This is a genomic window from Deinococcus peraridilitoris DSM 19664, from assembly GCF_000317835.1.
Taxonomy (GTDB): domain Bacteria; phylum Deinococcota; class Deinococci; order Deinococcales; family Deinococcaceae; genus Deinococcus_A; species Deinococcus_A peraridilitoris.
The window spans coordinates 3,518,361-3,539,847 of sequence record NC_019793.1; the positions used below are offsets into that span (position 1 = coordinate 3,518,361).

The 21,487-nt window shown below is 62.4% G+C and carries 20 protein-coding genes, 1 tRNA gene and 1 pseudogene; 10 read left to right on the forward strand and 12 right to left on the reverse strand.

Annotated features, from left to right (window positions below):
* The first annotated feature begins 2 nt into the window (after nt 1-2).
* The gene (locus tag DEIPE_RS17065; RefSeq protein WP_041230964.1) at nt 3-443 is read left to right on the forward strand and encodes a hypothetical protein; all 441 of its coding nucleotides are present in this window, start codon (nt 3-5) and stop codon (nt 441-443) included.
* A 70-nt stretch (nt 444-513) separates the two neighbouring features.
* On the opposite strand, the gene DEIPE_RS17070 is transcribed toward DEIPE_RS17065, so the two are convergent.
* Nucleotides 514-1,227, reverse strand: a complete 714-nt coding sequence (locus tag DEIPE_RS17070; protein WP_041230965.1) for an aspartate/glutamate racemase family protein — start codon at nt 1,225-1,227, stop codon at nt 514-516.
* Nucleotides 1,228-1,467: 240 nt separating this feature from the next.
* On the opposite strand from DEIPE_RS17070, the gene DEIPE_RS17075 reads away from it, so the two are divergent.
* The gene (locus DEIPE_RS17075) at nt 1,468-1,893 is read left to right on the forward strand and encodes a hypothetical protein (RefSeq protein WP_015237229.1); all 426 of its coding nucleotides are present in this window, start codon (nt 1,468-1,470) and stop codon (nt 1,891-1,893) included.
* Nucleotides 1,894-1,978: 85 nt separating this feature from the next.
* A complete protein-coding gene (gene msrA, locus DEIPE_RS17080) occupies nt 1,979-2,518 on the forward strand; it encodes a peptide-methionine (S)-S-oxide reductase MsrA (RefSeq protein ID WP_015237230.1) in 540 nt (179 codons plus the stop codon).
* Between the two features lie 29 nt (nt 2,519-2,547).
* Here msrA and DEIPE_RS17085 read toward each other — a convergent pair whose 3' ends face one another.
* Nucleotides 2,548-3,204 carry an MOSC domain-containing protein gene (locus DEIPE_RS17085; protein ID WP_015237231.1) on the reverse strand — a complete coding sequence of 219 codons (657 nt, stop codon included), beginning with the start codon at nt 3,202-3,204 and terminating at the stop codon, nt 2,548-2,550.
* A gap of 267 nt (nt 3,205-3,471) precedes the next feature.
* Here DEIPE_RS17085 and DEIPE_RS17090 point away from each other — a divergent pair, with 267 nt between their 5' ends.
* Complete coding sequence (locus tag DEIPE_RS17090; RefSeq protein ID WP_015237232.1) at nt 3,472-4,953, forward strand: SulP family inorganic anion transporter; 1,482 nt, start codon at nt 3,472-3,474, stop codon at nt 4,951-4,953.
* A gap of 272 nt (nt 4,954-5,225) precedes the next feature.
* Nucleotides 5,226-7,493, forward strand: a complete 2,268-nt coding sequence (locus DEIPE_RS17095; protein WP_015237233.1) for a discoidin domain-containing protein — start codon at nt 5,226-5,228, stop codon at nt 7,491-7,493.
* 77 nt (nt 7,494-7,570) lie between these two features.
* Here the strand turns inward: DEIPE_RS17095 and DEIPE_RS17100 are convergent, their stop codons facing one another.
* Nucleotides 7,571-8,245: a Nif3-like dinuclear metal center hexameric protein gene (locus DEIPE_RS17100; RefSeq protein WP_041230966.1), complete on the reverse strand. Its 675-nt coding sequence runs from the start codon at nt 8,243-8,245 to the stop codon at nt 7,571-7,573.
* Nucleotides 8,246-8,331: 86 nt separating this feature from the next.
* Between DEIPE_RS17100 and DEIPE_RS17105 the strand changes: the two genes are divergently transcribed.
* Nucleotides 8,332-8,406 (forward strand) — tRNA-Val (locus DEIPE_RS17105).
* Nucleotides 8,407-8,581: 175 nt separating this feature from the next.
* Here the strand turns inward: DEIPE_RS17105 and uvsE are convergent.
* Nucleotides 8,582-9,475 (reverse strand): UV DNA damage repair endonuclease UvsE, encoded by an 894-nt coding sequence (gene uvsE, locus DEIPE_RS17110; protein WP_015237235.1) that lies wholly within the window; start codon nt 9,473-9,475, stop codon nt 8,582-8,584.
* Between the two features lie 293 nt (nt 9,476-9,768).
* Here uvsE and DEIPE_RS17115 point away from each other — a divergent pair, with 293 nt between their 5' ends.
* Nucleotides 9,769-10,278, forward strand: a complete 510-nt coding sequence (locus DEIPE_RS17115) for a hypothetical protein (protein WP_157448911.1) — start codon at nt 9,769-9,771, stop codon at nt 10,276-10,278.
* Between the two features lie 213 nt (nt 10,279-10,491).
* Here the strand turns inward: DEIPE_RS17115 and DEIPE_RS17120 are convergent, their stop codons facing one another.
* Nucleotides 10,492-11,883 (reverse strand): amidase family protein, encoded by a 1,392-nt coding sequence (locus tag DEIPE_RS17120; RefSeq protein WP_015237237.1) that lies wholly within the window; start codon nt 11,881-11,883, stop codon nt 10,492-10,494.
* A 143-nt stretch (nt 11,884-12,026) separates the two neighbouring features.
* Between DEIPE_RS17120 and pheA the strand changes: the two genes are divergently transcribed.
* Nucleotides 12,027-12,920, forward strand: a complete 894-nt coding sequence (pheA, locus tag DEIPE_RS17125; protein WP_015237238.1) for a prephenate dehydratase — start codon at nt 12,027-12,029, stop codon at nt 12,918-12,920.
* 511 nt (nt 12,921-13,431) lie between these two features.
* Here pheA and DEIPE_RS17130 read toward each other — a convergent pair.
* Nucleotides 13,432-14,632, reverse strand: a pseudogene (locus DEIPE_RS17130) (IS3 family transposase).
* 160 nt (nt 14,633-14,792) lie between these two features.
* Here DEIPE_RS17130 and DEIPE_RS17140 point away from each other — a divergent pair.
* A complete protein-coding gene (locus DEIPE_RS17140) occupies nt 14,793-15,908 on the forward strand; it encodes a PAS domain-containing protein (RefSeq protein WP_015237241.1) in 1,116 nt (371 codons plus the stop codon).
* On the opposite strand, the gene DEIPE_RS22485 is transcribed toward DEIPE_RS17140, so the two are convergent.
* The 6 genes from DEIPE_RS22485 to DEIPE_RS17170 all read right to left on the reverse strand — a co-directional run bounded on the left by DEIPE_RS22485 (nt 15,899) and on the right by DEIPE_RS17170 (nt 20,660).
* Nucleotides 15,899-16,618 carry a hypothetical protein gene (locus DEIPE_RS22485; protein ID WP_052326734.1) on the reverse strand — a complete coding sequence of 240 codons (720 nt, stop codon included), beginning with the start codon at nt 16,616-16,618 and terminating at the stop codon, nt 15,899-15,901. The two genes, DEIPE_RS17140 and DEIPE_RS22485, sit on opposite strands and share 10 nt — an antisense overlap.
* Before the next feature lie 211 nt (nt 16,619-16,829).
* Entirely contained in the window at nt 16,830-17,210 is a 381-nt protein-coding gene (locus tag DEIPE_RS17150) for a VOC family protein (RefSeq protein WP_052326735.1), read from the reverse strand.
* A gap of 51 nt (nt 17,211-17,261) precedes the next feature.
* Nucleotides 17,262-17,684, reverse strand: coding sequence for a DoxX family protein (locus tag DEIPE_RS17155; protein WP_015237243.1), 423 nt, complete (start codon nt 17,682-17,684; stop codon nt 17,262-17,264).
* 55 nt (nt 17,685-17,739) lie between these two features.
* A complete protein-coding gene (locus DEIPE_RS17160) occupies nt 17,740-18,675 on the reverse strand; it encodes a VOC family protein (protein ID WP_015237244.1) in 936 nt (311 codons plus the stop codon).
* A 61-nt stretch (nt 18,676-18,736) separates the two neighbouring features.
* On the reverse strand, nt 18,737-19,213 hold the full coding sequence (locus DEIPE_RS17165; protein WP_015237245.1) for a MarR family winged helix-turn-helix transcriptional regulator: 477 nt from the start codon (nt 19,211-19,213) through the stop codon (nt 18,737-18,739).
* Between the two features lie 676 nt (nt 19,214-19,889).
* Nucleotides 19,890-20,660, reverse strand: coding sequence for an SDR family NAD(P)-dependent oxidoreductase (locus tag DEIPE_RS17170; protein WP_015237246.1), 771 nt, complete (start codon nt 20,658-20,660; stop codon nt 19,890-19,892).
* 101 nt (nt 20,661-20,761) lie between these two features.
* Between DEIPE_RS17170 and DEIPE_RS17175 the strand changes: the two genes are divergently transcribed.
* Nucleotides 20,762-21,406: an HAD family hydrolase gene (locus tag DEIPE_RS17175; protein WP_015237247.1), complete on the forward strand. Its 645-nt coding sequence runs from the start codon at nt 20,762-20,764 to the stop codon at nt 21,404-21,406.
* Nucleotides 21,407-21,487: the final 81 nt, after the last annotated feature.

Consider the following 21,487-nt stretch of genomic DNA (forward strand, 5'->3'; position numbering starts at 1 on the left):
CCATGACCGAACTGGAGCGCCTGATCGCGCAACTGGCCCAGCGTGGCCGCGACGTCGAGCGCGTGGAAGACGGTGCGGTGCTGGCAGGTCACAGCGCGCAACTGGCCTTGTTCGCCGAGGGTGATGAGGCGGGGGAGGGCGTGATGGTGCGCGCCCACCTCGACCTGGATCTCTACGTGGACGAGGAGGCTCTGGCAGACGTGATGCTGGGTGTCAATTTGCTTAACCAGAGCCTGGATTTCGGCAGCCTGACTCTTGATCCCCTCGAAAGCGACGAAGACGAGCGGTTGATGTTCTCGGTTCTGGGGCGCACGACCCTGCTGCTGAGCGACCTCGGTGAAAACGAGATTGCCCGTCTGGAGCGACACCTGCAGCGCTTCGAAACTGAAGTGAGCAACGCCGTGGAGCGCAGCCTGTCGGGCTCACCGCACATGGAAGCCTGAACCGGACAACACGCCTTCGCGCAGAAGAGCCGCTCAGGAGCGGCTCTTCTCATTCAGTCCCGGTCCCGGTTTAGTATGCCTGGGCCGGTTCGGGCGCGGACAGCGCGAAGCGGACAGCGGCGCGGGCATGCAAAGCGGTGGTGTCGAACACTGGTACGCGGAAATCCTCCTGCCCGATCAACAGGCAGATCTCGGTGCAGCCGAGAATCAGGCCTTGCGCCCCACGCTCGATCAGATCACGCGCGACGCCGAGGTACACGGCTTTGGATTCCGGCCGCACGACGCCCTGACACAGCTCCTCGAAGATCACCCGGTGGACCTCGCTGCGCGCCTGCACCTCGGGCACCAGCACCGACAGGCCCCGCTGTTCGAACCGCTCGCGGTAAAAGGAACGCTCCATCGTAAAGGCAGTGGCCAACAGCCCGACTCGCGTCAGTTCTGCGGCCTGCACCGCCTCAGCGGTCACGTCGGCGATGTGAATGACCGGCGCTCCAGCCTGCGTGGCAACGTCCTCCGCGACCAGATGCATGGTATTGGTGCAGATCAGGATGACCTCGGCGCCACCCCGGACGAGGTCACGCGCCGCTCCGCCCAGCAGATTGGCAGCGTCTTCCCAGCGGTCAGCCCGCTGCAGACGCGCGACCTGCTCGAAGTCGAAAGAGCGCAGCAGCAGGTCAGCCGAGTGCAGGCCGCCCAGCTGATCGCGGACTGCTTCGTTGATGAAGCGGTAATACAGCTGGGTCGATTCCCAGCTCATGCCGCCGAGTAAGCCGATGCGTCGCATGCCGACATTGTGCAAACTTGCTGCCTCCAGCGCAAGAAAATGACCTCTTCGCTCAGTTGTCTGGCGGTTTCCCTGAGACGACGTTCACCTCGCAGGCCAGCGCACCATCCTGGTCGCCGGACAGTGTTACCGTCGGACAAAAGTCCCCCACTTCGGCAGTCGATTGGTTTTCCCGCTCTCATTGGTGATGACGTCACCGCGACCCTGTGACGTATCCCGGCAGGCGAACAGGAGCACCCGATGGAAATCCGCCCCCCTACTGTATCCGGCTCCACCCGGCCCTTTTCGTTTTACCCACGCGGCAAGATTTTTGGCGTGCTTGCCGATCTGGAAGCTGTACGCGTGCTGGCCGGGCAGTTGATGGCCCTGGGCTGCGGCGACGAGAAGATCGAAATACTGGAGGGCGAAGGAGGCGCGCACACCCTCGACTCGGACGGACGCCACCACGGCCTGATCGCCCGTTTCGTACGCTACCTGCAAGGCATGACCGAGGAGCGAGGGCAGCTTGAGCACTACGTGCACGAACTGCTGATGGGCCGCTACGTCGTGTGCGTCACGCTGTCGCGGGGAACGTCATATCAGGAGGTCTGCAAGGCGTTCACAATGGCCGGGGCGTCCTCGGTACATTTTTATGGCCCGTTTGTCGTGGAGCATGTTCGCGCCTGAGCGGTCTGCCATGACCGGACGCGGCTTCTGACCAATCGTGCCCATCCCGACAGCGCGAACGCCAGCATTGCGGCAGACTGCCGCCATGGCTCAAGAAATTGCGACACTGGCCGGTGGCTGCTTTTGGTGCACCGAAGCGGTCTTTCAGGAGGTGCTCGGCGTGAGCAGCGTCGAATCGGGCTACATTGGCGGTGCCGATCCCAACCCCACCTACGAGCAGGTCTGCGGCGGCCGCACCGGTCACGCCGAGGCTGTCCGGATCACCTACGATTCCCAGGTCATCTCGTACGAAGACATTTTGGGCATTTTCTTCGCGACTCACGATCCCACGACGCTGAACCGACAGGGAGGCGACGTGGGCACCCAGTACCGCTCGGCCATCTTCGCGCACGGTGACTCGCAGCGCGTGACCGCGGAACGCGTGATCGCCGAGCTGAATGACGCGCACATCTGGGAGGCCCCGATCGTCACGACGATCGAAAGCGACGGCCCCTTTTACAAGGCTGAGCCGTATCACCAGGACTTCTTTCGGCGCAATCCCGGGCAAGGGTACTGCCTGGCCGTGGTGGCACCAAAAGTGGTCAAGTTTCGCCGTCAGTTCGCGCAGCGTCTGAAGAGCGCCTGAAACGGTCGGTGCCGCGCCTCGGGTCGGCGTCAGTTTGGCCGTGATGCCAGCAGATCACCGTAGTGAAGGCGCGCCCGTTCAGCCACGGGCGCGGCCAGCACGCGCCGCAGCAGCTCGGTGGGCGGTGACTTCTCATACCACAGGTCAAAGACCTCGGTGATCGTCGGGTAAGCCGGTGGTGCGGGCGTTCTGCGCACTTCATCGCCTGCCTGGAGACGGCCGGACTGCATCACGCGCGCGTAGCAGCCGGGGCGCCGGGCATCACGGAACTTCCTGACAAACGACAAATCGTTCATGCGGGCAGCGAACGTGGCGCAGGGAATACGGGGCGCCGTGACTTCCAGCACAACCTCGCCCATCTCGAAGCGGTCGCCTATCCGGACCTCGGTCTCACCGAACGTCGACAGGGTCAGATTCTCGCCGAACACTCCGGCCTGCAGAGGTTCGTCCTGTCCGTGCTCCAGCAGGCGCTGGGTCCACCAGTCGTAATCCTGCGCGGTGTACAGGTAGACCGCCTGGTCCGGTCCACCGTGGTGCTTGGTGTTCGCCACGTGGTCTCCCTGTACCCCCAGCGGGCCGATGGCCTGCAGGCCCGCCGCAGGCACTTTCCAGATGCCACTTACCACATCCTCGGCGCCGATTCTGACCACCCGGGGTTGACCGACGTTCACAGAGACGACTCGCATGCCCCATTGTATGGGCGTGGGTCGCCGCCCGCAGGCGGGCGGCGAGAACGGCTACCGGCGCCAGAGGGCGGCCCTGGACAGGCGAACTGACCCCGATTTGCGTTCACTGGACACTTTTGCCATAATGACGTTACCGCGGGTGCGGCGCCCACGAGAGCGCCCCCGAAGAACAATCAGGTGAACTGAGACTCCGGTCTGCGCATGTTTCTTCACGCTTTGCGCCTTCTCGCCTGCTGCCACCGCGGATTTCAACACAGAGGTATTTTTTTGACGCTCGCTCAGTACAAAAAAGAATGGTTCGGTAACATCCGCGGAGATTTCCTCGCCGGGCTGGTCGTCGCGCTCGCGCTGATTCCTGAAGCCATTGCCTTTTCCATCATCGCCGGAGTAGACCCCAAAGTGGGTCTCTATGCCAGCTTCAGCATCGCCGTCATCACCGCCTTTATCGGTGGACGACCTGGCATGATCAGCGCCGCAACCGGCGCCATGGCTTTGTTGATGATCGATCTGGTGAAAGATCACGGCTTGCCTTACCTGTTCGCTGCCACCGTCCTCACCGGTTTCATTCAGATTTTGTTCGGCTGGGCGAAACTCGCCCGCTACCTCAAGTTCGTGCCGAGAAGCGTCATGACCGGCTTCGTCAACGCGCTTGCCATCCTGATCTTCCTGGCCCAGCTGCCGCAGTTCGTGGGCGCGAACTGGCAGATGTACGCCATGGTTGCCGCCGGGCTGGCGATCATCTACCTGCTGCCGAAAATCATTCCGGCCGTTCCGAGCGCCCTGGTCGCCATCGTGGCGCTCACGGCCGTGGCGATCTTCACCGGCGCCAACGTCCGTACGGTCGGCGATATGGGAGAACTCCCGAGCACGCTGCCATTTTTCGCCTTGCCACAAGTGCCATTCACGCTGGAAACCCTGATGATCATCGCGCCCGTCGCCTTTACCCTCGCGATCGTCGGACTGCTGGAATCCTTGCTGACCGCACAGATCGTGGATGACCTGACGCTCAGCACCAGCGACAAGAACCAGGAATCCAACGCGCAGGGTGTGGCCAACATTGCCACGGGCTTTCTGGGAGGGATGGCGGGCTGCGCGATGATCGGGCAGAGCGTCATCAACGTCACCAGCGGTGGACGCGGAAGACTTTCGGCGTTCACGGCCGGGGTGGTGCTGCTGATCCTGATTCTGGTGCTGCAACCACTGGTCATTCAGATTCCGATGGCGGCCCTGGTGGCGGTGATGTTTGTGGTGGCCATCAGTACCTTCGACTGGAGCAGCTTCAAGTCACTCAGGACCTTTCCGAAAAGCGAGAGCATCGTGATGGTGTCAACGGTGGCCGCCACGGTCATCACGCACGACCTGTCGATCGGGGTACTGGTGGGCGTGGTGCTGAGCGCCATCTTCTTCGCCCGCAAGGTCTCACAGCTGTCGAGCGTCACCAGCGAGCTGAGCCCCGACGGACGCACGCGCACCTACCACGTGCTGGGGCAGATGTTCTTCGTGAGTTCGCATGAATTCGTGCATTCGTTCGACGTGCAGGAGAACATTGACAAAGCCGTGATCGATCTGACGCACGCGCACTTGTGGGACGGCAGCGCGGTTGGTGCCATTGACAAGGTGGCCCTGAATTTCATGCGGCAGGGAGTGAAGGTGGAACTGGTCGGCCTGAACGAGGCCAGCTCCACCCTCATTGACCGAATCGCCGTGCACGATAAACTGGGTGCGCTCGGGCGGACACCGGGCCACTGACCCGCCGGGAAAGCGCGGCAGGCCGATAAGGCCTGCCCGCGCTTTCGTTTTGCCGTGCCAACTTTGAATTCTGTGGCGAAGGAGTGGCCTTGTGTTCCCCGACCGTGAAGCCGAGTCGGCAGCTTCTCATCCGATTTCGCCGTGGTTCGCCCGCAAGAATCATCACATGTGAATAATTTAAGGGCGCTTTAAGATGTGAGTAAGACATACTTCATCAAAGCGTCATACTCGCGCAGTTCGGGCGGAGTGACGGACATGAGGAGAACCACCCCATGCACCTCAACAAGTTCATCACCCTGGCTTCCCTGACCCTGCTGAGTGTCCTGACCGGTTGTGGTGGTAGCCCGCAAGCGCCGAGTACAACGGGCTACGACACCCAGGAGTTTCTGCTGCCACTCGTCTCGCCGAACCTTCGGCCCCTCACGATCACCAGGACGTCGGTTAGCGCGGCAGACGGTGACTCGCTGCCTTCATTCACGACGGACGGTGACCTCGGTACTTACTGGACAGCCCAGGAGGCCGGGGCGTGGATTCGCTTCGACCTTGGCGCAGAGACGCAGCTTGACGGTCTCGAACTGGCCTTTTTCGACGCAAACCTGCGGACGACACGCTTCAGTGTCGAGGTCAGCTTGGATGGAGTGGCGTTCACAAAGGTGCTTGAGGCCGAGTCGGGCCGTACCAGCACGAGCCTTCAGTACTTCGGCTTTTCGCCGGTCCAGACGCGGTATGTCCGGGTGGTGAGCCAGGACGCCCGCATCTCGCTGGCCGAGGCCGCTTTCAAAGAAAGCACGCCGATCGCCGCCGTGAGCGTGCGATCCAGCAGTGCCCGCGCAGGGTTCGGACCGCAGGCCTCTGTGGACCGCGATCCGCGGACGCATTGGGCCGCATCAGGGCGTGGTGAGTGGATTCGTTACGATCTCGGGGCCAGCAAACGTCTGAGTGGCATCGGCGTGGCATTCCACCGGGGAGATGTGCGGCAGGCAACGTTTGACATTGCAGTGAGCGATGATGGTCAAACCTTCAGAAACGTTGCGTCGGGCCTGAAGTCCAGCGGCTCGACTTTGCAGATCGAGCCATTTCTGTTCGGTTCGCATCAGGCGCGGTTCGTACGCGTCACGAACTCCGGTAACTCGGAGAACGCGGACGTGACGCTGGCGGAAGTTTCCTTTCTGCCAGTGGTACTGCTTCCGGACCGTGCGCCGCTGGCACCCGCAAACCCGCCCACCGAACCGGCTCCCCCCAGTGACCCGGCTCCTCCGCCCACCGAACTACCGCCGTCACCCGTCGTGCCCGCCCCGCCCCCGTCGCCCGTCACCCCGTACAGCAAGACGTACTATCTGGACTGTTCCTCGGGCAGCGATTCCTTTGACGGCACCAGCGAAATGACCGCCTGGAAAAGTCTCGCCAAAGCCAACACGGCTGCCCTGAATCCGGGCGAAGCCTTGCTGCTCAAGAGAAATTGCCGCTGGGACGGTCAGCTGAGCGCCCGCTGGAACGGCACTGCGTCGGCACCCGTTACCATCGGCGCGTACGGGACAGGAGAGTTGCCTCGTATACGCACCACCGGAACACAGGAAGTGGCCATTGCCATCAGTGGTACCCATCAGGTTCTGGAGTACCTTGAGCCGGAAGTGGGAAACCGCCCCACCTCGTGGCTTGCCAAAAACCCTTCCTACGGCGGCACCGTGAAGTGCCCCACGCAAGCGCAGGGCTGGCGGGTCGGTTTCGCGTTGCGAAACAGCGACAACGTCGTGCAGCATTCGCGGGCAAGCGGCTTCACTGCCGCCATCCACTTCAGTGCCGGAACCAGGAACAAGGCGCTTTACAACACCCTCACCAACAACGACGTCATCAGCACCAACACGCCCGCGGCCCTTAAGTACGACGACGATTCCGGAGCCTGGGGGGTGCTGGTCAACGCACACGGTAACGAGATCGCCTATAACACGTTTTCCGGCAATCTCGCCTGCAGCGAGGACTACGCGATCGAGGGTGCCAGCGTCGAGGTCTACAAAGGCAGCCAGAATTACGTGCACCACAACCAGTCCATCCGGGACACGACCTTTACCGAGCTGGGAGGAACCAGTACCGAGGCGGCCCGGCACAACATCTTCGAGCGCAATTTGTATGTCGGGCACTCGCTGGGCGGTGAGTTTCTGGTGCTGCGAGGCAGCCAGAGCAAATGGGGTGACAATCTCGGCACGAAAGCCATTGGCAACACCGCTGTGAACGTCAAGGTCGGGGTCTCCTGCGGAGAAGGCTGCGACGCCAGCGTGCTGGAACTTCGCCAGAACGTCCTGCAAGGACGCAGTGACGCGGGTAAAAGCCTCGTGTGGACCGACGGTGTGATCGGTGAGAGCGAAAACGTCTTCTGGCCTAATGGCAGCGCCGACGTGGTGATCGCCGGGCGGCGTGGTACGAGCGCGATTTCGAGCACTTCACGTCTGGCCGATCCACAGTTTGTCGATGTCCAAACGGACAATTACCGTCGTCAACCCGGAGCGCCCGTTCCCGTCGCGGGGTTTTTCCCGATGCTGTAACCGTGCAGGCGAGCGGCTGCAGACGGTCTCGCACAGCGCTCGAGAAGGCTCTTCAGGAATGACCGGGATTTCGTAGTTCACGCAAAAACACGGATGTGTACATCGGGGAATTCGGCTGACAGCTCCCGCGCCAGCTGCTGCAGTCCCCACCGCTCGCTGCGTTTGTGGCCCAGCGCGAGAATGCCCATCCCGAGTGCTTCGGCCCGTTGCCGGGCACCCCCACGAAACTGTCCCGTGACATACACCCTGACGCCCCGGTCATGGGCGGCACTCAGTAAAGCGGGCCGCATGGCGTTCACGAGCGCCACGCTGCCCGCCCGTTCGTGCAACACCGAAGTTGGGGGCAGTGCCTCATCCCATCCTCCGAAGCTTTCCAGGGCCGACGCAAGCAGTCCATCCCAGCCCTCGCTCGGCGCGGCTGCCCTCAGACCGAGGATTCGTCCGCCCACCACAAAGGGCTGAACGTCTGTCCAACCCAGATGCGAAGCGAGCGACCAGTTCTCCCCAGTGGTGAGATACCGGTCGAAACCCGCATGAGACGCCAGTACGCCTGCGCCCTCACACAAGCTGCCCACATCAAATGGGCGATGCAGGAAGAGCGCGTCCACGCCGCAACCCGACGGGACGTCAGCCGCTTCTAGCGCCAGGCCCAGCGTCGCTATCTGCTCGCGACCGGTCCGGTACAAGACGGGTACTTCCTCGGGTCCAAGACGTCGTTGTATCCACGCCGCAAGCACACCGAGCCTCGTCATGGCCTCAGGCTACCTCGGCGCCCGCTTGACCGAAGCCGGCGCGGTCGCTACCATGCTGAGGCTGAGGCGCCTTCGGGCGTACGATCGGGCGGTTAGCTCAGCGGTAGAGCGTTCGCCTTACAAGCGAAGGGTCGGGGGTTCAAATCCCTCACCGCCCACCAATAAGAATCCCGTCCTGGATGGGATTCTTACTTTTTTGTGTATTTTTGCCTCGCGGCAGAAATACAGATCTTGCCCGAAGGTTGTCCAAAGCGCACTGGAAGCCCTATGTGTCACGGTCGCCACGGGATGTCGTCGGAGAAGACTTTGGTGCCCCGCAGTCACCAGCGGGTTTTCTCAACCTGCAAAGCGCTGCTGGAGGTCGGCGATGGCGTTTTCCTTGCCCTTGGCCTCCACTTCAATCCAGGGAACGTCGAGGTACGCCTGGGGGAACGTTTCGATGAGATCGCTGTGGCGCCGGTCGAGCAGGCCCTCCCTACCGTTCGACAGATGAACGATCTGCCACTCTGGATGCGGCCAGGTGCGTTGTGCCTCGCGTACGAAGTGCTTGACCGAGGCGTCGTCGTACGAAGCGACTTTCTCTTTAATGACGTGATGATGGGCATCGAAGACGAATGGCACGCCTGTGCGCCTGGCTACCTGCAGTATTTCAGCGGCGCTGTAGATGTGCTCGTCGTTCTCCAGGGCGAGCCGGGTGCGGACGTTTTCAGGCAGCTCCATGATGCGCGTTCCGAGGGCCTCGCTGCGTCCGCCCTTGCCTCCATGGATCAGGATGATGCTCCAGGCGTTGCGTGGAAGACCCATCAGGTCGAGGTTTCGGGCATGCTGGCCGAGAATCAGGCGCGAATTTTCCACCACGTTCGGTGAGTCGGAGCTGAGGACCACGAACTGATCAGGGTGCACGACCACGCGAATGCCGTAGCTCTCGGCGCGCTGTCCAACTTCGGGCAGGATGGCCGACAGCTCGGCCAGGACTTCGGCGCCGATGCCATCATCGAGATCGCTCATCGGAAAGAGCTGCGAGGTCATGCGGTACAGGCGAATTCCGCGCTGACGGCAGAAGTCGAGCGCCTTCAGCAGCCGGGCGGTGTTGTCGTGATACAGATCGCGTAGTTTTTCGCGCCGGGCAGCAGGACTGAGTTTGAGATAGTTGGTGCGCGTTACCGTACGGAAGCGTACTTCTCCCGAGGCAGTCACACATACAAGTCCGAAGGCAGGAGAGGCCGACACTGATTCAGCCTAACGGGTGGTACCAGGTGTGCGCTGTAGGCACGCCCACTGGTTTTCATATTACTATAATGTCTAATTCATTTATCCTTCACTCAACATTTTTCATGTGCGTGAACTTTAAAAAGCATTAACATGGAGACACGTTGAAAGCCTTCATCTTATTACTGTGCCTACTCTCAATGAGCGCTGCTGGGGCGCAGGCTCGTTACATTCTGAGCGTTTCTCCAGGTGACGCCGAGGTTCGCGTGGTTATCGGGCAGAAGTTGATGCGTTTTTCCGCTGGAAAACCTGAAGTGAGAACCATCAATGACTTGCTGCTGCAGGGAAGCAACCCGGTGCGCATTGGTTGGAGCAACGTGCGGCAGGGAGCGGAGGTTGCAGTCAGCCGGATCTCTGACGCCGGATCTCCGGAACTGCTGTTTCGCTACCGAATCGACGGGGTACTCCGGCCGACCAGTGGCGTGCTGTCCGTGGCCATCGTTCGTGACGATCCACCGCTGGAGGCGCGCAACGCATCTGCCGAGGGGCTGCTGCGACTGAGCACCCTGGTGGCGCGCGGGCTGATACAGCTGACGCTGAACGGGCGACCGCTTGGCGATTATGCCAGCCTGGAAAAACGTGACATCTCCTCGTACCTGCACAAGGGGCGCAACACCCTCAAGGTCGTTTGGAGCAAGGACTTCGGAAGCAGCATTCCCAGCGCCGAGATTCGTCTGACCGCAGGTGAAGAGCTGCTGGCCCGCTGGGCTGGCCCACGCCTCTGGTCCTTGAGCGGCACTGATTACGTCAATTTTTGGTACTGACGTTCGGCACATATCGCGGGCCTGCCGAGGGGTGACCCGAAGGGATAAGGTCACCCGAAAGCGTCACACGAAGTTGCGTTCACTTCGGAGCACCTGGGTGCTCTTCTCAGGTGCTCCTCCATTTCCTCGATTGCCGCAACCTCGTGGCTGAGTACACTCACTTCGTTCGGCGTTGAGGTCTTTGCTTCGCTCGGGCGTCAAAGCAACTCGGTATCAGAGGCCCGCTTCCCACGGACCGCGCAGCGTTTCATAAGCCGCGGCCATGGAAAGCAGGCGTGGCTCGGCCCAGGCGGGTCCCGTCAGGGTCAGGGCGAGCGGTGTGCCCTCTACCACACCGACCGGCACACATACGCTGGGAAAGCCTGCCTTGGCCCCGACATGCGACGCGCCCGCGCCAGGTGACAGCCACGCATCGAGGGACAGACCAGAAAACAGCGCGCTCAGCCCACGGTCGCGGGCCAGCTCCAGATCGCGGGCCCGCGCACGCAGGTAGGCCCCTTCCCGCAAGGTCCCCGAAGTCGCCTCTGCTGCCAGCAGGAGCAGTTGACCATACGGCATGTGTCCCTCCGCCTCATTTTGCGAAATGACCTCACGCAGACTACGCGGGCCGTTCCTGACGCCTCCAAGATAGGCATTGAGGTCGCGTTTGAATTCATAGACCAGTACCTCGAGACCACCGTGTTGCAGTTCGTCCCAGGTGCTCAGGTCGGAGTCTTCGACGATCACGGCGCCCGCTTGCCGCAAGACTTCCAACACGTCATCCAGCGCAGATCGCCGCTCGGGGGTGAGCCTGTCCCAGGCTTTGCGCGCTACACCCAGGCGGGCGCCCGCCAGCGCATCAGGCGAAAAATCCGGCTCGAAGGGTGGCGCCGCGTGCGTTGCCTGGTCGTGAGAATCCTGCGCGCTCATGGCGGAGAGCAGCAATGCGGCGTCGCGAACCGTGCGTGACAGCGGCCCGGCCGTATCCTGGCTCGAGGCGATCGGAATGATTCCACCCCGCGAAACGCGGCCGACCGTCGGCTTGAGCCCCACCACCCCGTTGCTCGATGCTGGTGAGAGAATTGACCCGGACGTTTCGGTGCCGACAGCAATCGGTGCCAGACGCGCCGCAACGGCCGCACCACTTCCTGAGGAGCTGCCTCCCACGTCAGCGCCATCTTTCCAGGGATTACGCACCTGTCCGCCGAGCGACGAGAAGCCGTTGGGCATACCGAACGTCGTGAAGTTGGCCCATTCGGTCATGTTGGCCTTGCCCAGCACAATCGCACCGGCGGCGCGCAGCTGCGCCACCAGCGGTGCGTCACGCTCGGCGCGGTGCGCGCGCAGATTCCAGGCTCCGGCGGTCGTGTGCAGTTCACCTTCCGTATCGATGTTGTCCTTGAGCAGCACGGGCAGGCCGTGCAAAAGTCCGGTCGGATTCTGCTGGTCGAGCTGTCTCGCGAACTCCAGGGCACGTGGATTGATTTCGCGTACGGCGTTGACGTTGGGATTGTGCTCCTCGATCCGGCGCAGGTAGAGCTCGGTCACTTCGAGCGCACTCACCTCACGGCGGCGCAGGGCGGCCACCAGGTCGGTGGCGTCGAGGTTCAGCAGATTGTCGGCCATGTCGGCTGCATGATAGTGCAAAAGGCAACGCGCACCCCATCTGGGGTCCGTTTCGCTTCAACAGTCCGGTCGCCGGATCGGCACACCGTGCCGAACATCCGTTCTTGCCTTGCGTTCGGCGGGCGCGTAGGCTTTGGGGCATAATGGGCATTCCCGATCAACGAACAGCAGACGCCCACCCTATCTGGTCCGCGCAGGACGCCGCGCCCCCGACATCCACGGTGGTGGCCTTTCAGGGGGTGCCGGGTGCCTATGGTGAACGCGCCGCGCAATTGGCCAGCGAGCACGCCCAGCCACGCGGTTACCCCACGTTTCACGAGGTGTTCGCGGCAGTCACCGGGGGTCAGGCTGACCTGGGCGTCGTGCCAGTCGAAAACAGCCTGGCCGGCAGCGTGCACCAGAACGTCGATCTGCTGCTCGAAACCGATTTGCACGTCGTGCGCGAAATCATCGTAAGGGTCAAGCACCACCTGCTGGCACTGCCGGGCGTCAAGCTCGAAGATGTGCGTCGGGTCGCCTCGCATCCACAGGCCCTGGCGCAGTGTGACGGCTTTCTCGCCCGGCACCACCTGCTGCCCGTCGCCGCCTATGACACGGCCGGCGCGGCCGAGAATCTGCTGGGCAGCGGCGCACGGGATGAGGCCGTAATCGCTTCACGGCGCGCCGGAGAACTGTACGGCCTCGACGTGCTCGCTCAAGGCATCGAGGACGAGGATTTCAACTACACGCGCTTTCTGGTGCTTTCGCGCACGGAACCACCGCGCGAGGACGTGCCGTACAAGACTTCACTGGTCTTCGCGGTGCGGCACACACCGGGGTTTCTGGTCGAGACGCTCAGTGAACTGCGCGGGCTCAACATGAGCAAAATTGAGTCCCGTCCTCGCCGTGACCGGGCGTGGAGTTACCTGATCTACGTCGACTTCGAAGGCGACGCCCGTGACCCTGCCATTGCCAAGTCACTGGTCGGGGTGTTGCACCGCGCGAGCTTCGTCAAGATCATCGGTTCTTACCCACGCGCGCTTGAACCGAGCGAATAAAGGTCGCCCGCCCAAACAATCCTCGCCAGGCCGCACTGTGACGCAGATGACGTTCCCTAGATCAGACTGGCTTTCCGGCCATCATGAAGTGAGCCGGTCCTATGTGTAAGCCAGTTTCTCTGGATGTGTTTAAGCAGGTTGAAGGTACTACAGGACGGCATTCCTCCTTTGAGAGAATGCCGTCCTGTACTACCTGGCCTGCTGCCTTGTCGGCCAATATGGGACAGTAGGCAGTTGCGTGGAACCATGCCGTCCCCCGATAGAGGGGGAAGCGAATGAGGCCAGTGACTGATCAGATGTTCGGAGTGAAACCACTCACCATTGCCGGGTACCCAATGCGGAGGAGGTGACTGTGGACACGTTTGTGTTCATCGTGCGGCACGCACACTGTCATACCCGCTCCGCACTTGAAGCAAGGGTGTGGATTCTCTCGTGTGCGAAGAGGGCGCTGCTCATAGGCGTACCCTGTCTGCGCGTAACTTGGGGTTGGGTCGATTTTGCGTAGGTGAAGTTAAGCGGCTTGAGCATGGCGGTCAGCCTGGTGTGGTGTCAAGTAGCCAAGGCCAAGGGTCGAATGACGGCGCTGGCGGTTGTAGAAGACTTCCAGGTACGAGAAGATGGCGGCCCTGGCTGCTTCTCGTGACTCAAACGGCTCACTATCTAGCAGCTCTCGCTTGAGGGTGGCGAAAAAACTCTCTACGCAGGCATTGTCCCAGCAATTTCCCTGCCGACTCATGCTGGCTTGCGCTCCGATCTGCTGGAGTTCAGCCTGGAAGAGCCCACTGGCGTACTGACTTCCCCTGTCGCTGTGATGAATCAGCCCTGGAGGCGGTGACCGGCGCTGGACAGCCATCTGCAAGGCCGCCACCGGTAGCTCGGCAGGCATACGGTCGCTCATCGACCACCCCACGATCAACCTGGAGTACAAGTCCAGCACGACTGCCAGGTACAACCAGCCTTCCTTGGTGGGAATGTAGGTGATGTCTCCAGCCCAGACCTGGTTAGGCTGCTGAGGTTGGAAGTCGCGTTGCAGTAGATTCTCTGCCACAGCCAGTTCGTGATTGCTGTCGGTGGTGACGACATGCTTGCGCTTGCCTTTGGCCCTCAGACCAGCCGTCCGCATCAGACGAGCTACGCGCTTCTTGCTGCACTTCAGGCCCTCCTGTGCGAGTTCGATGTGCAGGCGGGGAGCACCGTAGCGGCCCTTGTACTGCTCGTGCAGTGCTTTGATCCGCAAAGAGAGAGCTGCGTCGTGGAACTGGTGTTGCGAGATTGGCCTTCCTCGCCAGGTGTAGTATCCGCTGATCGCCACCCCGAGCATTCGGCACAAGATGTCCAGGCGGAACTCGTGTCGGTTGTCGTGGATGAACGCGAAGATCAGCGACTTTCTTTGGCAAAGAAGCGGGCAGGCGTCCTCATGGGCGTCCGTTCTGCCCAAGACAGGCAGCCGCCTTTTTTAATATTTCCCGTTCTTGCCGCAGGATTTCGTTTTCCTGTCGGAGCCGCTTGATCTCTTGCTGCTCCGGCGTGAGGTGCTGACGGCCCTGCCCAGGAAAGGCTTGCATGCCCTGCTGGGCCGCTTTGATCCATTTTCGCAGTACGGAGTCGCTGATCCCCAGGTCTCGGGCTGTGCCCGCGACGTTGCCGGTGGACTCGGCCAGGTTGACGGCATCTCGTTTGAATTCGGCGGTGTACACTTTGCGATTCGTCATGGTGGTGCCCCCTATCTTTGGGCTTATTCCCACCTGCGTAAAATCGGGTCAACCTCAACTGGTGCAACCTCACAGGCATGCCAGTCCTCGAAGCGGTCGTAGACGCAATTGACGTTCGTCCTGTTGTTCACCAGCGTTCGGGTCGTTGTAGATTGCTGTCATGTCCGCCTTTGAAGTCCTCGCTGAGGCCATGAATGACGGCTTCATCGCCGTCAACGAGCACTGGCACGTCACGTACCTGAACCGACCTGCCCGCCTGATGCTCCGCAACCCCCAGCTCAGCGACGAACTCACCCTCCAGCACCTCATCCCGGCCGATCCCACCACCAACACCTGGCGTGAACTGCACCGCGCCAGCAAACAGAAGATCACCACGGAAGTTGATGTCTTCTTTCCCACGTTCTTCAGCTGGTTCGAAGTTCGCGCTTTCCCACTCGATGGCGGCCTGGGGTTGATCCTGCGGGACATCACCGACCGGCAGTGGCTGCTCCGCAAAGAAGCTGAACGAGGCTACCTGCGTAACATCTTCCAGGCCGCCCCAGTCGCGCTGTACCTGACGCGCGGACCGGAGCATGTCTTTGAATACAGCAATGACTTCGCGCGTCAGCTGATCAACAACCGTGACATCGAAGGACGCGCGCTTCGCGCCGCCTTCCCCGACATCGAAGGTCAAGGCTTTTACGAGCTGTTCGATCAGGTGTACCGCACAGGAGAAGTCGTCGAAGTGACAGAGGCACGTGCCCAACTCACCGATCCATATACGGGGACGCCAAAGGAGATCTACATCAACGCCTCGTACATTCCACTGCGAGGATTCGATGCGCAGATCAGCGGGGTGTTGGGTTTGGTCGTGGATGTCACCCGGTACGTCGAAGCTCGTAAGGAAAGTGAACGCCTGGCTGAAGAGCACGCTGCGGTGCTGACGCACCTGCAGGAAGGTGTCATTGTGGCGGACAGCCAGGGACGGCTCATCTTCGTGAATGACGTCGCGGCGGAGTTACACGGCGTGAAAGTGCTGGATATTACTCCGGAAGCGTACACCGATACGTACAACCTGCTCACAATGGACGGCCAGCCGCACCCTGAGGATGAATTGCCTCTGGTGCGGGCCTTACGGCAGGGAGAGGTGGTCCGCGACGCACACTGGCAGATTCGGCGTCCAGATGGAGACATCATTCTCGTGTCAGGGGCTGCGAATCCCGTGTTCACCTCGGATGGCTTGCAGGCTGGGGCGGTGCTCACGCTACGACAAGTGAATCAAGCAGATCACGCTTGAGCGCAATATCTGCTGGCTAAGGATGGTCGGCAGTGGGGTGGAACTTTGCTCACCTCGGTGGATGGGAAAGCGAAGGAAGTCAGCGACCGACCAGATGTCCGCGCTGATGCCGATAGCCATAGCTGGGGTGCGCTGCTGGTACTGCTGCCGTCCCTGTGGCTCAGGCAGCTTGACACGTAAGCCGCGCTGCTCGTTGCACCAGTGATACAGCCCATGCACAGCTGGCTCAGCGCACGACGCATCAGGGATGTACGGGCAAAGGCCAGGCTCTTCCTGGCCTCAAAGGCATTCATCCTTGTGGACGTGCCGTTCAGCCGCTCCACCGCTGAAGTGTTCGGTGTCTGGTAGCCAAGCTGTTCGACCTCGGCATCCACCCTCGACCAACTGCCATGGGCGATACGTTGCAGTACTTCCACCACCCTCCGCTTGATGATCAGCACGTGTGCCAGCGTGCGAGGCACCCGGAAGCGCAGCTTCTTGAAGTGCTCCTGTGATCCTTTACGAGGTGCACGGTACGGAACGCCGAACACCTCGGGGAACAGTGACTCGTACACCGCCCAGACGTCGGTGAACAGCACCAGGTCATGTGGGTTGGCCAATCGTTGACGGGCTCCCAGCAACAGGCGGCGTCCAAGATCCTCGTTCCGCTGGCCGAGTTCACTTTGCACCAGGAACTTGCTCCTGGGTTCGATAACGGTGGCTTCCCACATTCCCACAGCTGCTGATCCTTGCGTTCAAAGAAGCCGTACCGCTCATCGGCCTGCAACGCACTGAGCTGGAGCTCCCTGGCGTGCTGCTCGTGAATGCCCTGGGCGTGGACGCCGGTCAGGATGGCCAGGCGACGGACGGTAGGGCGGCTCAGTTTGGTCAACTTGGCGGTGGTCTTCAGGGCATTCCCGGCGCCCAGGTGCTCTACAGCGCTCACCAGATGGTCCTCGGCAGCACGCGTGTTCCACAGGGGTGTACCTTTGCGTTCGCTGAACTCGGTTCCGCAGGAGCGGGCCGGAGCCAGCGGGCGAGGTCGGGTCGGGTGGGGAAGGCGATGGCGAGCTGGTACAGGCCGGTGCTATTCCCGGGCGCGATGGGCGCCTGGAGGTTTTGGCGCAGCGTGACGAGCGGGTGGCCGTCGGGCGTGCTGAGCACGGCGCGGGTTCCTTCACGGGCGAGGAGGCGCAGACCGAGAACCTGCTGGTAGAACCCCACGATGAGGTCGAGATCATGCACAGTCAGGGCAACTTCGCCAAGGGTGAGCTTCGGGTCGATGCGCGCGGCGGTGTGAGCCTGGGAAGCAGGGTTGGTCATGGTGCGAACTCCTCGGGAAGGGATCAGCGAGCGGGATTCAAGGGGTGAGGTTTAGCGGGCCTGGATGGGCGCTTTGCGGGTGCGTCCCCAGGCGGCAAAACTGGCGAGTGCGGCCAGGACGAGATTCATCGGGACCATCATTCCTTCGCCTCGGGTGAGGTAGAACGCGCTGGCGAGGAGCATGACGGCGACGAGGCCGAGGGCAGCGAGCGGCGTGAGATTCGGGCGGATGGGGGTGAGGGCGGGCAGGATCAGGCCGAGCGCGCCGGCGACTTCGGCGAGACCGATGAAGCGAACGAGCAGGGCGGGAACTTCAGTGACCCAAGGCAGCATGCCGGCGAGCTGCGTGATGGGCTGGGCGAGCTTCATCAGGCCGGTCATGAGGAACGCGGCGGCGAGGAGGGCCTGAAGGATCCAGAGGGTGATGTGCAGGGCTTTGCTGGGACGGGCGGTGGTGCGGGTGGTCGTGGTCATGGGGTGCTCCTTGAGGGCGTGAGAGTAGCGAGGAGTCGACGGGCGGACGGGAGGTTCAGGCGGTGCGGAGGCGGACGGTGATGCCCCAAGGGTCGTTGGCGAGCAGGCCATCGGGGGTAGGGGTGACGTCGAAGCCTTCGGCCCGGAGGCTGGCCACCGTCTGGTCAGTGGTCTTTTGGTCGGGGAGGATCAGTTCCCAGGTCAGGAGGCGCGCGTCGTTCTCGCCGGAGGGAGGGCTGCCGGCGGCCCAGGTGTTGAGTCCGATGTGGTGGTGGTAGCCGCCGACGCTGAGGAACAGGCCCGAGGGGGCGAGGAACGACCAGGTGATTTTGGGGAAGCCGAGGCCGGCGTGGTAGAAGCGGGCGGCCTGGTCGAGGTCAACGATGTAGAAGTGCAAGTGGCCAATGGTGGCGCCGGTCGGGAGGCCCGTCCAGGGAGTCGCGGCAGCAGTGGCGACGAGGGCGTGGAGGTCGAGGGGGTCGGCGCGGCCGACGATCTCGCCGCCTTCCGTGACCTGCCACTCTTCGCGGGGACGGTCGCAATACACCTCGATGCTGATGCCATCGGGGTCCATCAGGTAGGTGGCTTCGCTGTAGTGATGGTCGCCACTTCCGACGTGCACGCCGAGGCTGAGGGCGTTGCGGACGAAGCGGGCGAGGTCGGCGCGAGTGGGGAGCAGCAGCGCGAAGTGGTAAAGGCCGAGCCGACCTCGGTGCGGGGCGTACTTGACGCCGGGCTTCTCGCGGAGTTCGAGAAGGGTCTGGCTGTCGGAAATGCCGAGGGTGGCGATGCGCTGGCCGTGCTGTTCGCCCTGGGTGTGCAAGGTCAGACCGATGACCCGGGTGTAGTAGGCGATGGAGGCGCCGAGGTCGTTGATCTGGAGGGTGACGGTTCCGAGGCCGATGTTCGCGGGGAGGGTGTGGCGCTCGGGCTTGAGGCCGAGGCGGTCGGCGGGCAGGTCGGGGTAGGGAATGGTTGTGGGGAAGATCACTGGAACTCCTTGTTGGATGATTGAGTGTTGTAACAAGTATTTGGTAGCAGAAAAAGTGGACCTACACCTGGGATACCCGCGCGCGGATCAGCGTGAGGGCCTCAATCAGGGAGTGCAGCTGACCAGGCGTGAGGTGCCCGAACTGCGCTTTGTGGAGCTCGGCGACCGGTTCGTCCAACGAGTCCACCAGGGCGTGACCCTTCTCCGTGAGGGCGGTTGGAACGCAGCGGCGGTCACTGGAGCTGCGCACGCGGGTGACGAGGCCCATGTCCTCCATTTTGTCGAGCAGGCGGGTCACATCGGGCATGCGGCTGAGGAGCCGCTCGCGAATTTCGTTGCGGCCCAGCCCGCCATCACCCGCGCCGCGCAGAATGCGCAGAACGTTGTACTGGGTGGGCGTCAGACCATACTCACGGAGCGACAGCTCACTTTGGTCGGCGAGCAGCTGCGCGGTGCGGTGGAGGTTGAGCGCCGCTTCCTCTTCCAGGCTGCGGAAGGGGCTATTTTGTTGGATTTCGACACGAAGAGTGGCGCTCATGACCTCCACAATAGGTGTTTCAACGATTAATGTCAAGGAGTGAATCCCGGTCTACGAGGGGCAACGTCCCAGACGACACCACGTCTGCAAGGTATCTCGGTCTATAGGCAAGAGGGTCCTGAGAGCATGCCATGACGCTGGCGAGGCGTGGAGCAGTAGGTCCTGGAGCGTGTCGAATCCGCAGGTCATCTGCCGACCGTGCGTGAAGGCCGAATAAGTACATACGGACCAACACATCCCTTGCTAGAGCAGAAGCGCCACCAGGATGAACGGCGTTCAGCCAGCCTGCCGGGTCGGGTCGATCCCGGTACGTGCTCACTTCGCTAGGGGGTACTTCCCGGTACGGCGACAAGATCAGGCGCCACATGAAGCCCCTCTGCGAGAAGGCCAGGGTGGATTACATCAAAGCGCACGGGCTTCGGCACACGTTCGGCTCGCGGAAGGCAGGTGACGGCAAGTCGGCCACCGAGATCGCAGCTTAGATGGGGCACTCTCGCGCCTCGATCACTCAGGACATCTACATCCACCAGGACCGGAGAAGTTACGGGGATGAATCCGAGCTTCAGGCACCGCAAGCCTGCTACGGTCACCCAGAATCGTGAGGTGGCCGCACAATATGGGCAGCACATGTCCAAACTTTGGGGATGGCCATGCAAAAGGCGCGCCGGGAGCCTCTCTATACTGGTCTTCCGGCCATCATGAAGCTCGCCGTCATTCCGCCGTCGACCGTCAGAATGGTGCCAGTAATGAAGCTGGCGTTGTCCGAGCCCAGAAAATACACGGCCTGAGCGACTTCTCCAGGTTGCCCCAGGCGTCGCAGCGCGTGCAATTCCTCGTAGTCGCGGCGGGTCTGCGCAGGGTTGTCGCTCCCTTCGATCGCTTCCAGAACACCCTCAGTCTCGATTGCGCCCGGCGCCACCGCGTTGACGCGCACGCCCCTCGGTGCCAGATCGAGCGCCATGGCGCGCGTGAGGTTGATCAGTCCTCCCTTGCTGGCGTTGTACGCCACGTTGCCGGGTTCGGCGAACAATCCCTGTACCGAGGCGACGTTCACAATGGCTCCTCCCGATGGCATATGGGGGACGCACTCGCGCGACAGAAACAGCGGGCCGCCGAGGTTGACGTCAAGGGCGCGCTGCCAGCCCTCACCGGCCACCTCCATTGTCGAGCCGGGAGCCTGCTGAAAGGCGGCATTGTTCACCAGCACATCCAGACCCTGCCAGCGTTCTACCGCCGCGGCCACCGCCTGTGTGCGGTCTGAACTGAGCGAAAGGTCACCTGTCACGCCTACGGCCCCGAGCTCGCGCGCCACATCCTGAACTTTCGGCTGGGTATCGAACAGCACCACCCGGGCACCGCGCTCCACGTACAGTGCCGCGATCGCCCGGCCGATGCCCTGGGCTGCGCCCGTCACCAGCACCCGTTTCGATTGATCAACATGGATCATGGGCTCAGCTTGCCACTTCACGCAGTGGGCGGCGCCAATCCTCAATCTCGTCTGAACGCGACGCCGACCTGCCCTTCACGCGGGCAGGCTAGGCTCCGGACATGCCAAGCGTGCAGGGAGTGATTCTCGATATCGACGGAACCCTCGTCGACAGCAACGATGCCCACGCGCGCGCCTGGGTGCGCGCGTTCGGTGACGAGGGCCTTGACGTGCCCTTCGAGCGGGTGCGTTCCCTGGTTGGCATGGGAGGCGACCAGCTCGTTCCCGAGGTCCTGGGAATCGGTCAGGACAGCGCCCGTTACGCGCGCGTCAAGGAAGGCTGGAAGACGCACTTTGTGGCCGAGGAGCTGGCGCGCGTCCGGTCCCAGCCCGGCACGCGCGAGCTGGTCGCGGGCTTGCGGTCGCGTGGACTCAAGGTCATCATCGGTACGTCGGCAGACGAATCCCTGGTGCAGGGTCTGCTGGAGCGCGCCGAACTCGCCGACGCGGATTTGCCGTTCACCACCGCCAGCGACGTCGAAGCGTCCAAGCCCGAGCCCGACATCATCCTCGCTGCGGTGGAACGGCTGGCGCTCGCGCCTGACGAGGTGCTGATGGTCGGCGACACGCCTTTCGATGTGCAGGCCGCGCAGAAGGCGGGCGTGCGGACGGTGTTCCTGACCTGCGGGGGGGACACACGCCACGAGGGAGCGTATGCGGTCTACCGTGACCCTGCCGATCTGGCGCGCCACCTTGATGACCTGTGAGGCTGGGCGTTCTTGGCTGCGCTCATTTTCCCGTGTGGCGGTTCAGGTGCTCGGGTCTGTCGTACTGGGGCCTGCCGGCCC

Coding starts and splice junctions, on each gene's coding strand:
- DEIPE_RS17065 (WP_041230964.1), top strand. CDS start 3: ATGACCGAACTGGAGCGCCTGATCGCGCAACTGGCCCAGCGTGGCCGC.
- DEIPE_RS17070 (WP_041230965.1), bottom strand. CDS start 1,227: ATGCGACGCATCGGCTTACTCGGCGGCATGAGCTGGGAATCGACCCAG.
- DEIPE_RS17075 (WP_015237229.1), top strand. CDS start 1,468: ATGGAAATCCGCCCCCCTACTGTATCCGGCTCCACCCGGCCCTTTTCG.
- msrA (WP_015237230.1), top strand. CDS start 1,979: ATGGCTCAAGAAATTGCGACACTGGCCGGTGGCTGCTTTTGGTGCACC.
- DEIPE_RS17085 (WP_015237231.1), bottom strand. CDS start 3,204: ATGCGAGTCGTCTCTGTGAACGTCGGTCAACCCCGGGTGGTCAGAATC.
- DEIPE_RS17095 (WP_015237233.1), top strand. CDS start 5,226: ATGCACCTCAACAAGTTCATCACCCTGGCTTCCCTGACCCTGCTGAGT.
- DEIPE_RS17100 (WP_041230966.1), bottom strand. CDS start 8,245: ATGACGAGGCTCGGTGTGCTTGCGGCGTGGATACAACGACGTCTTGGA.
- DEIPE_RS17120 (WP_015237237.1), bottom strand. CDS start 11,883: ATGGCCGACAATCTGCTGAACCTCGACGCCACCGACCTGGTGGCCGCC.
- pheA (WP_015237238.1), top strand. CDS start 12,027: ATGGGCATTCCCGATCAACGAACAGCAGACGCCCACCCTATCTGGTCC.
- DEIPE_RS17140 (WP_015237241.1), top strand. CDS start 14,793: ATGTCCGCCTTTGAAGTCCTCGCTGAGGCCATGAATGACGGCTTCATC.
- DEIPE_RS22485 (WP_052326734.1), bottom strand. CDS start 16,618: ATGTGGGAAGCCACCGTTATCGAACCCAGGAGCAAGTTCCTGGTGCAA.
- DEIPE_RS17150 (WP_052326735.1), bottom strand. CDS start 17,210: ATGACCAACCCTGCTTCCCAGGCTCACACCGCCGCGCGCATCGACCCG.
- DEIPE_RS17155 (WP_015237243.1), bottom strand. CDS start 17,684: ATGACCACGACCACCCGCACCACCGCCCGTCCCAGCAAAGCCCTGCAC.
- DEIPE_RS17165 (WP_015237245.1), bottom strand. CDS start 19,213: ATGAGCGCCACTCTTCGTGTCGAAATCCAACAAAATAGCCCCTTCCGC.
- DEIPE_RS17170 (WP_015237246.1), bottom strand. CDS start 20,660: ATGATCCATGTTGATCAATCGAAACGGGTGCTGGTGACGGGCGCAGCC.
- DEIPE_RS17175 (WP_015237247.1), top strand. CDS start 20,762: ATGCCAAGCGTGCAGGGAGTGATTCTCGATATCGACGGAACCCTCGTC.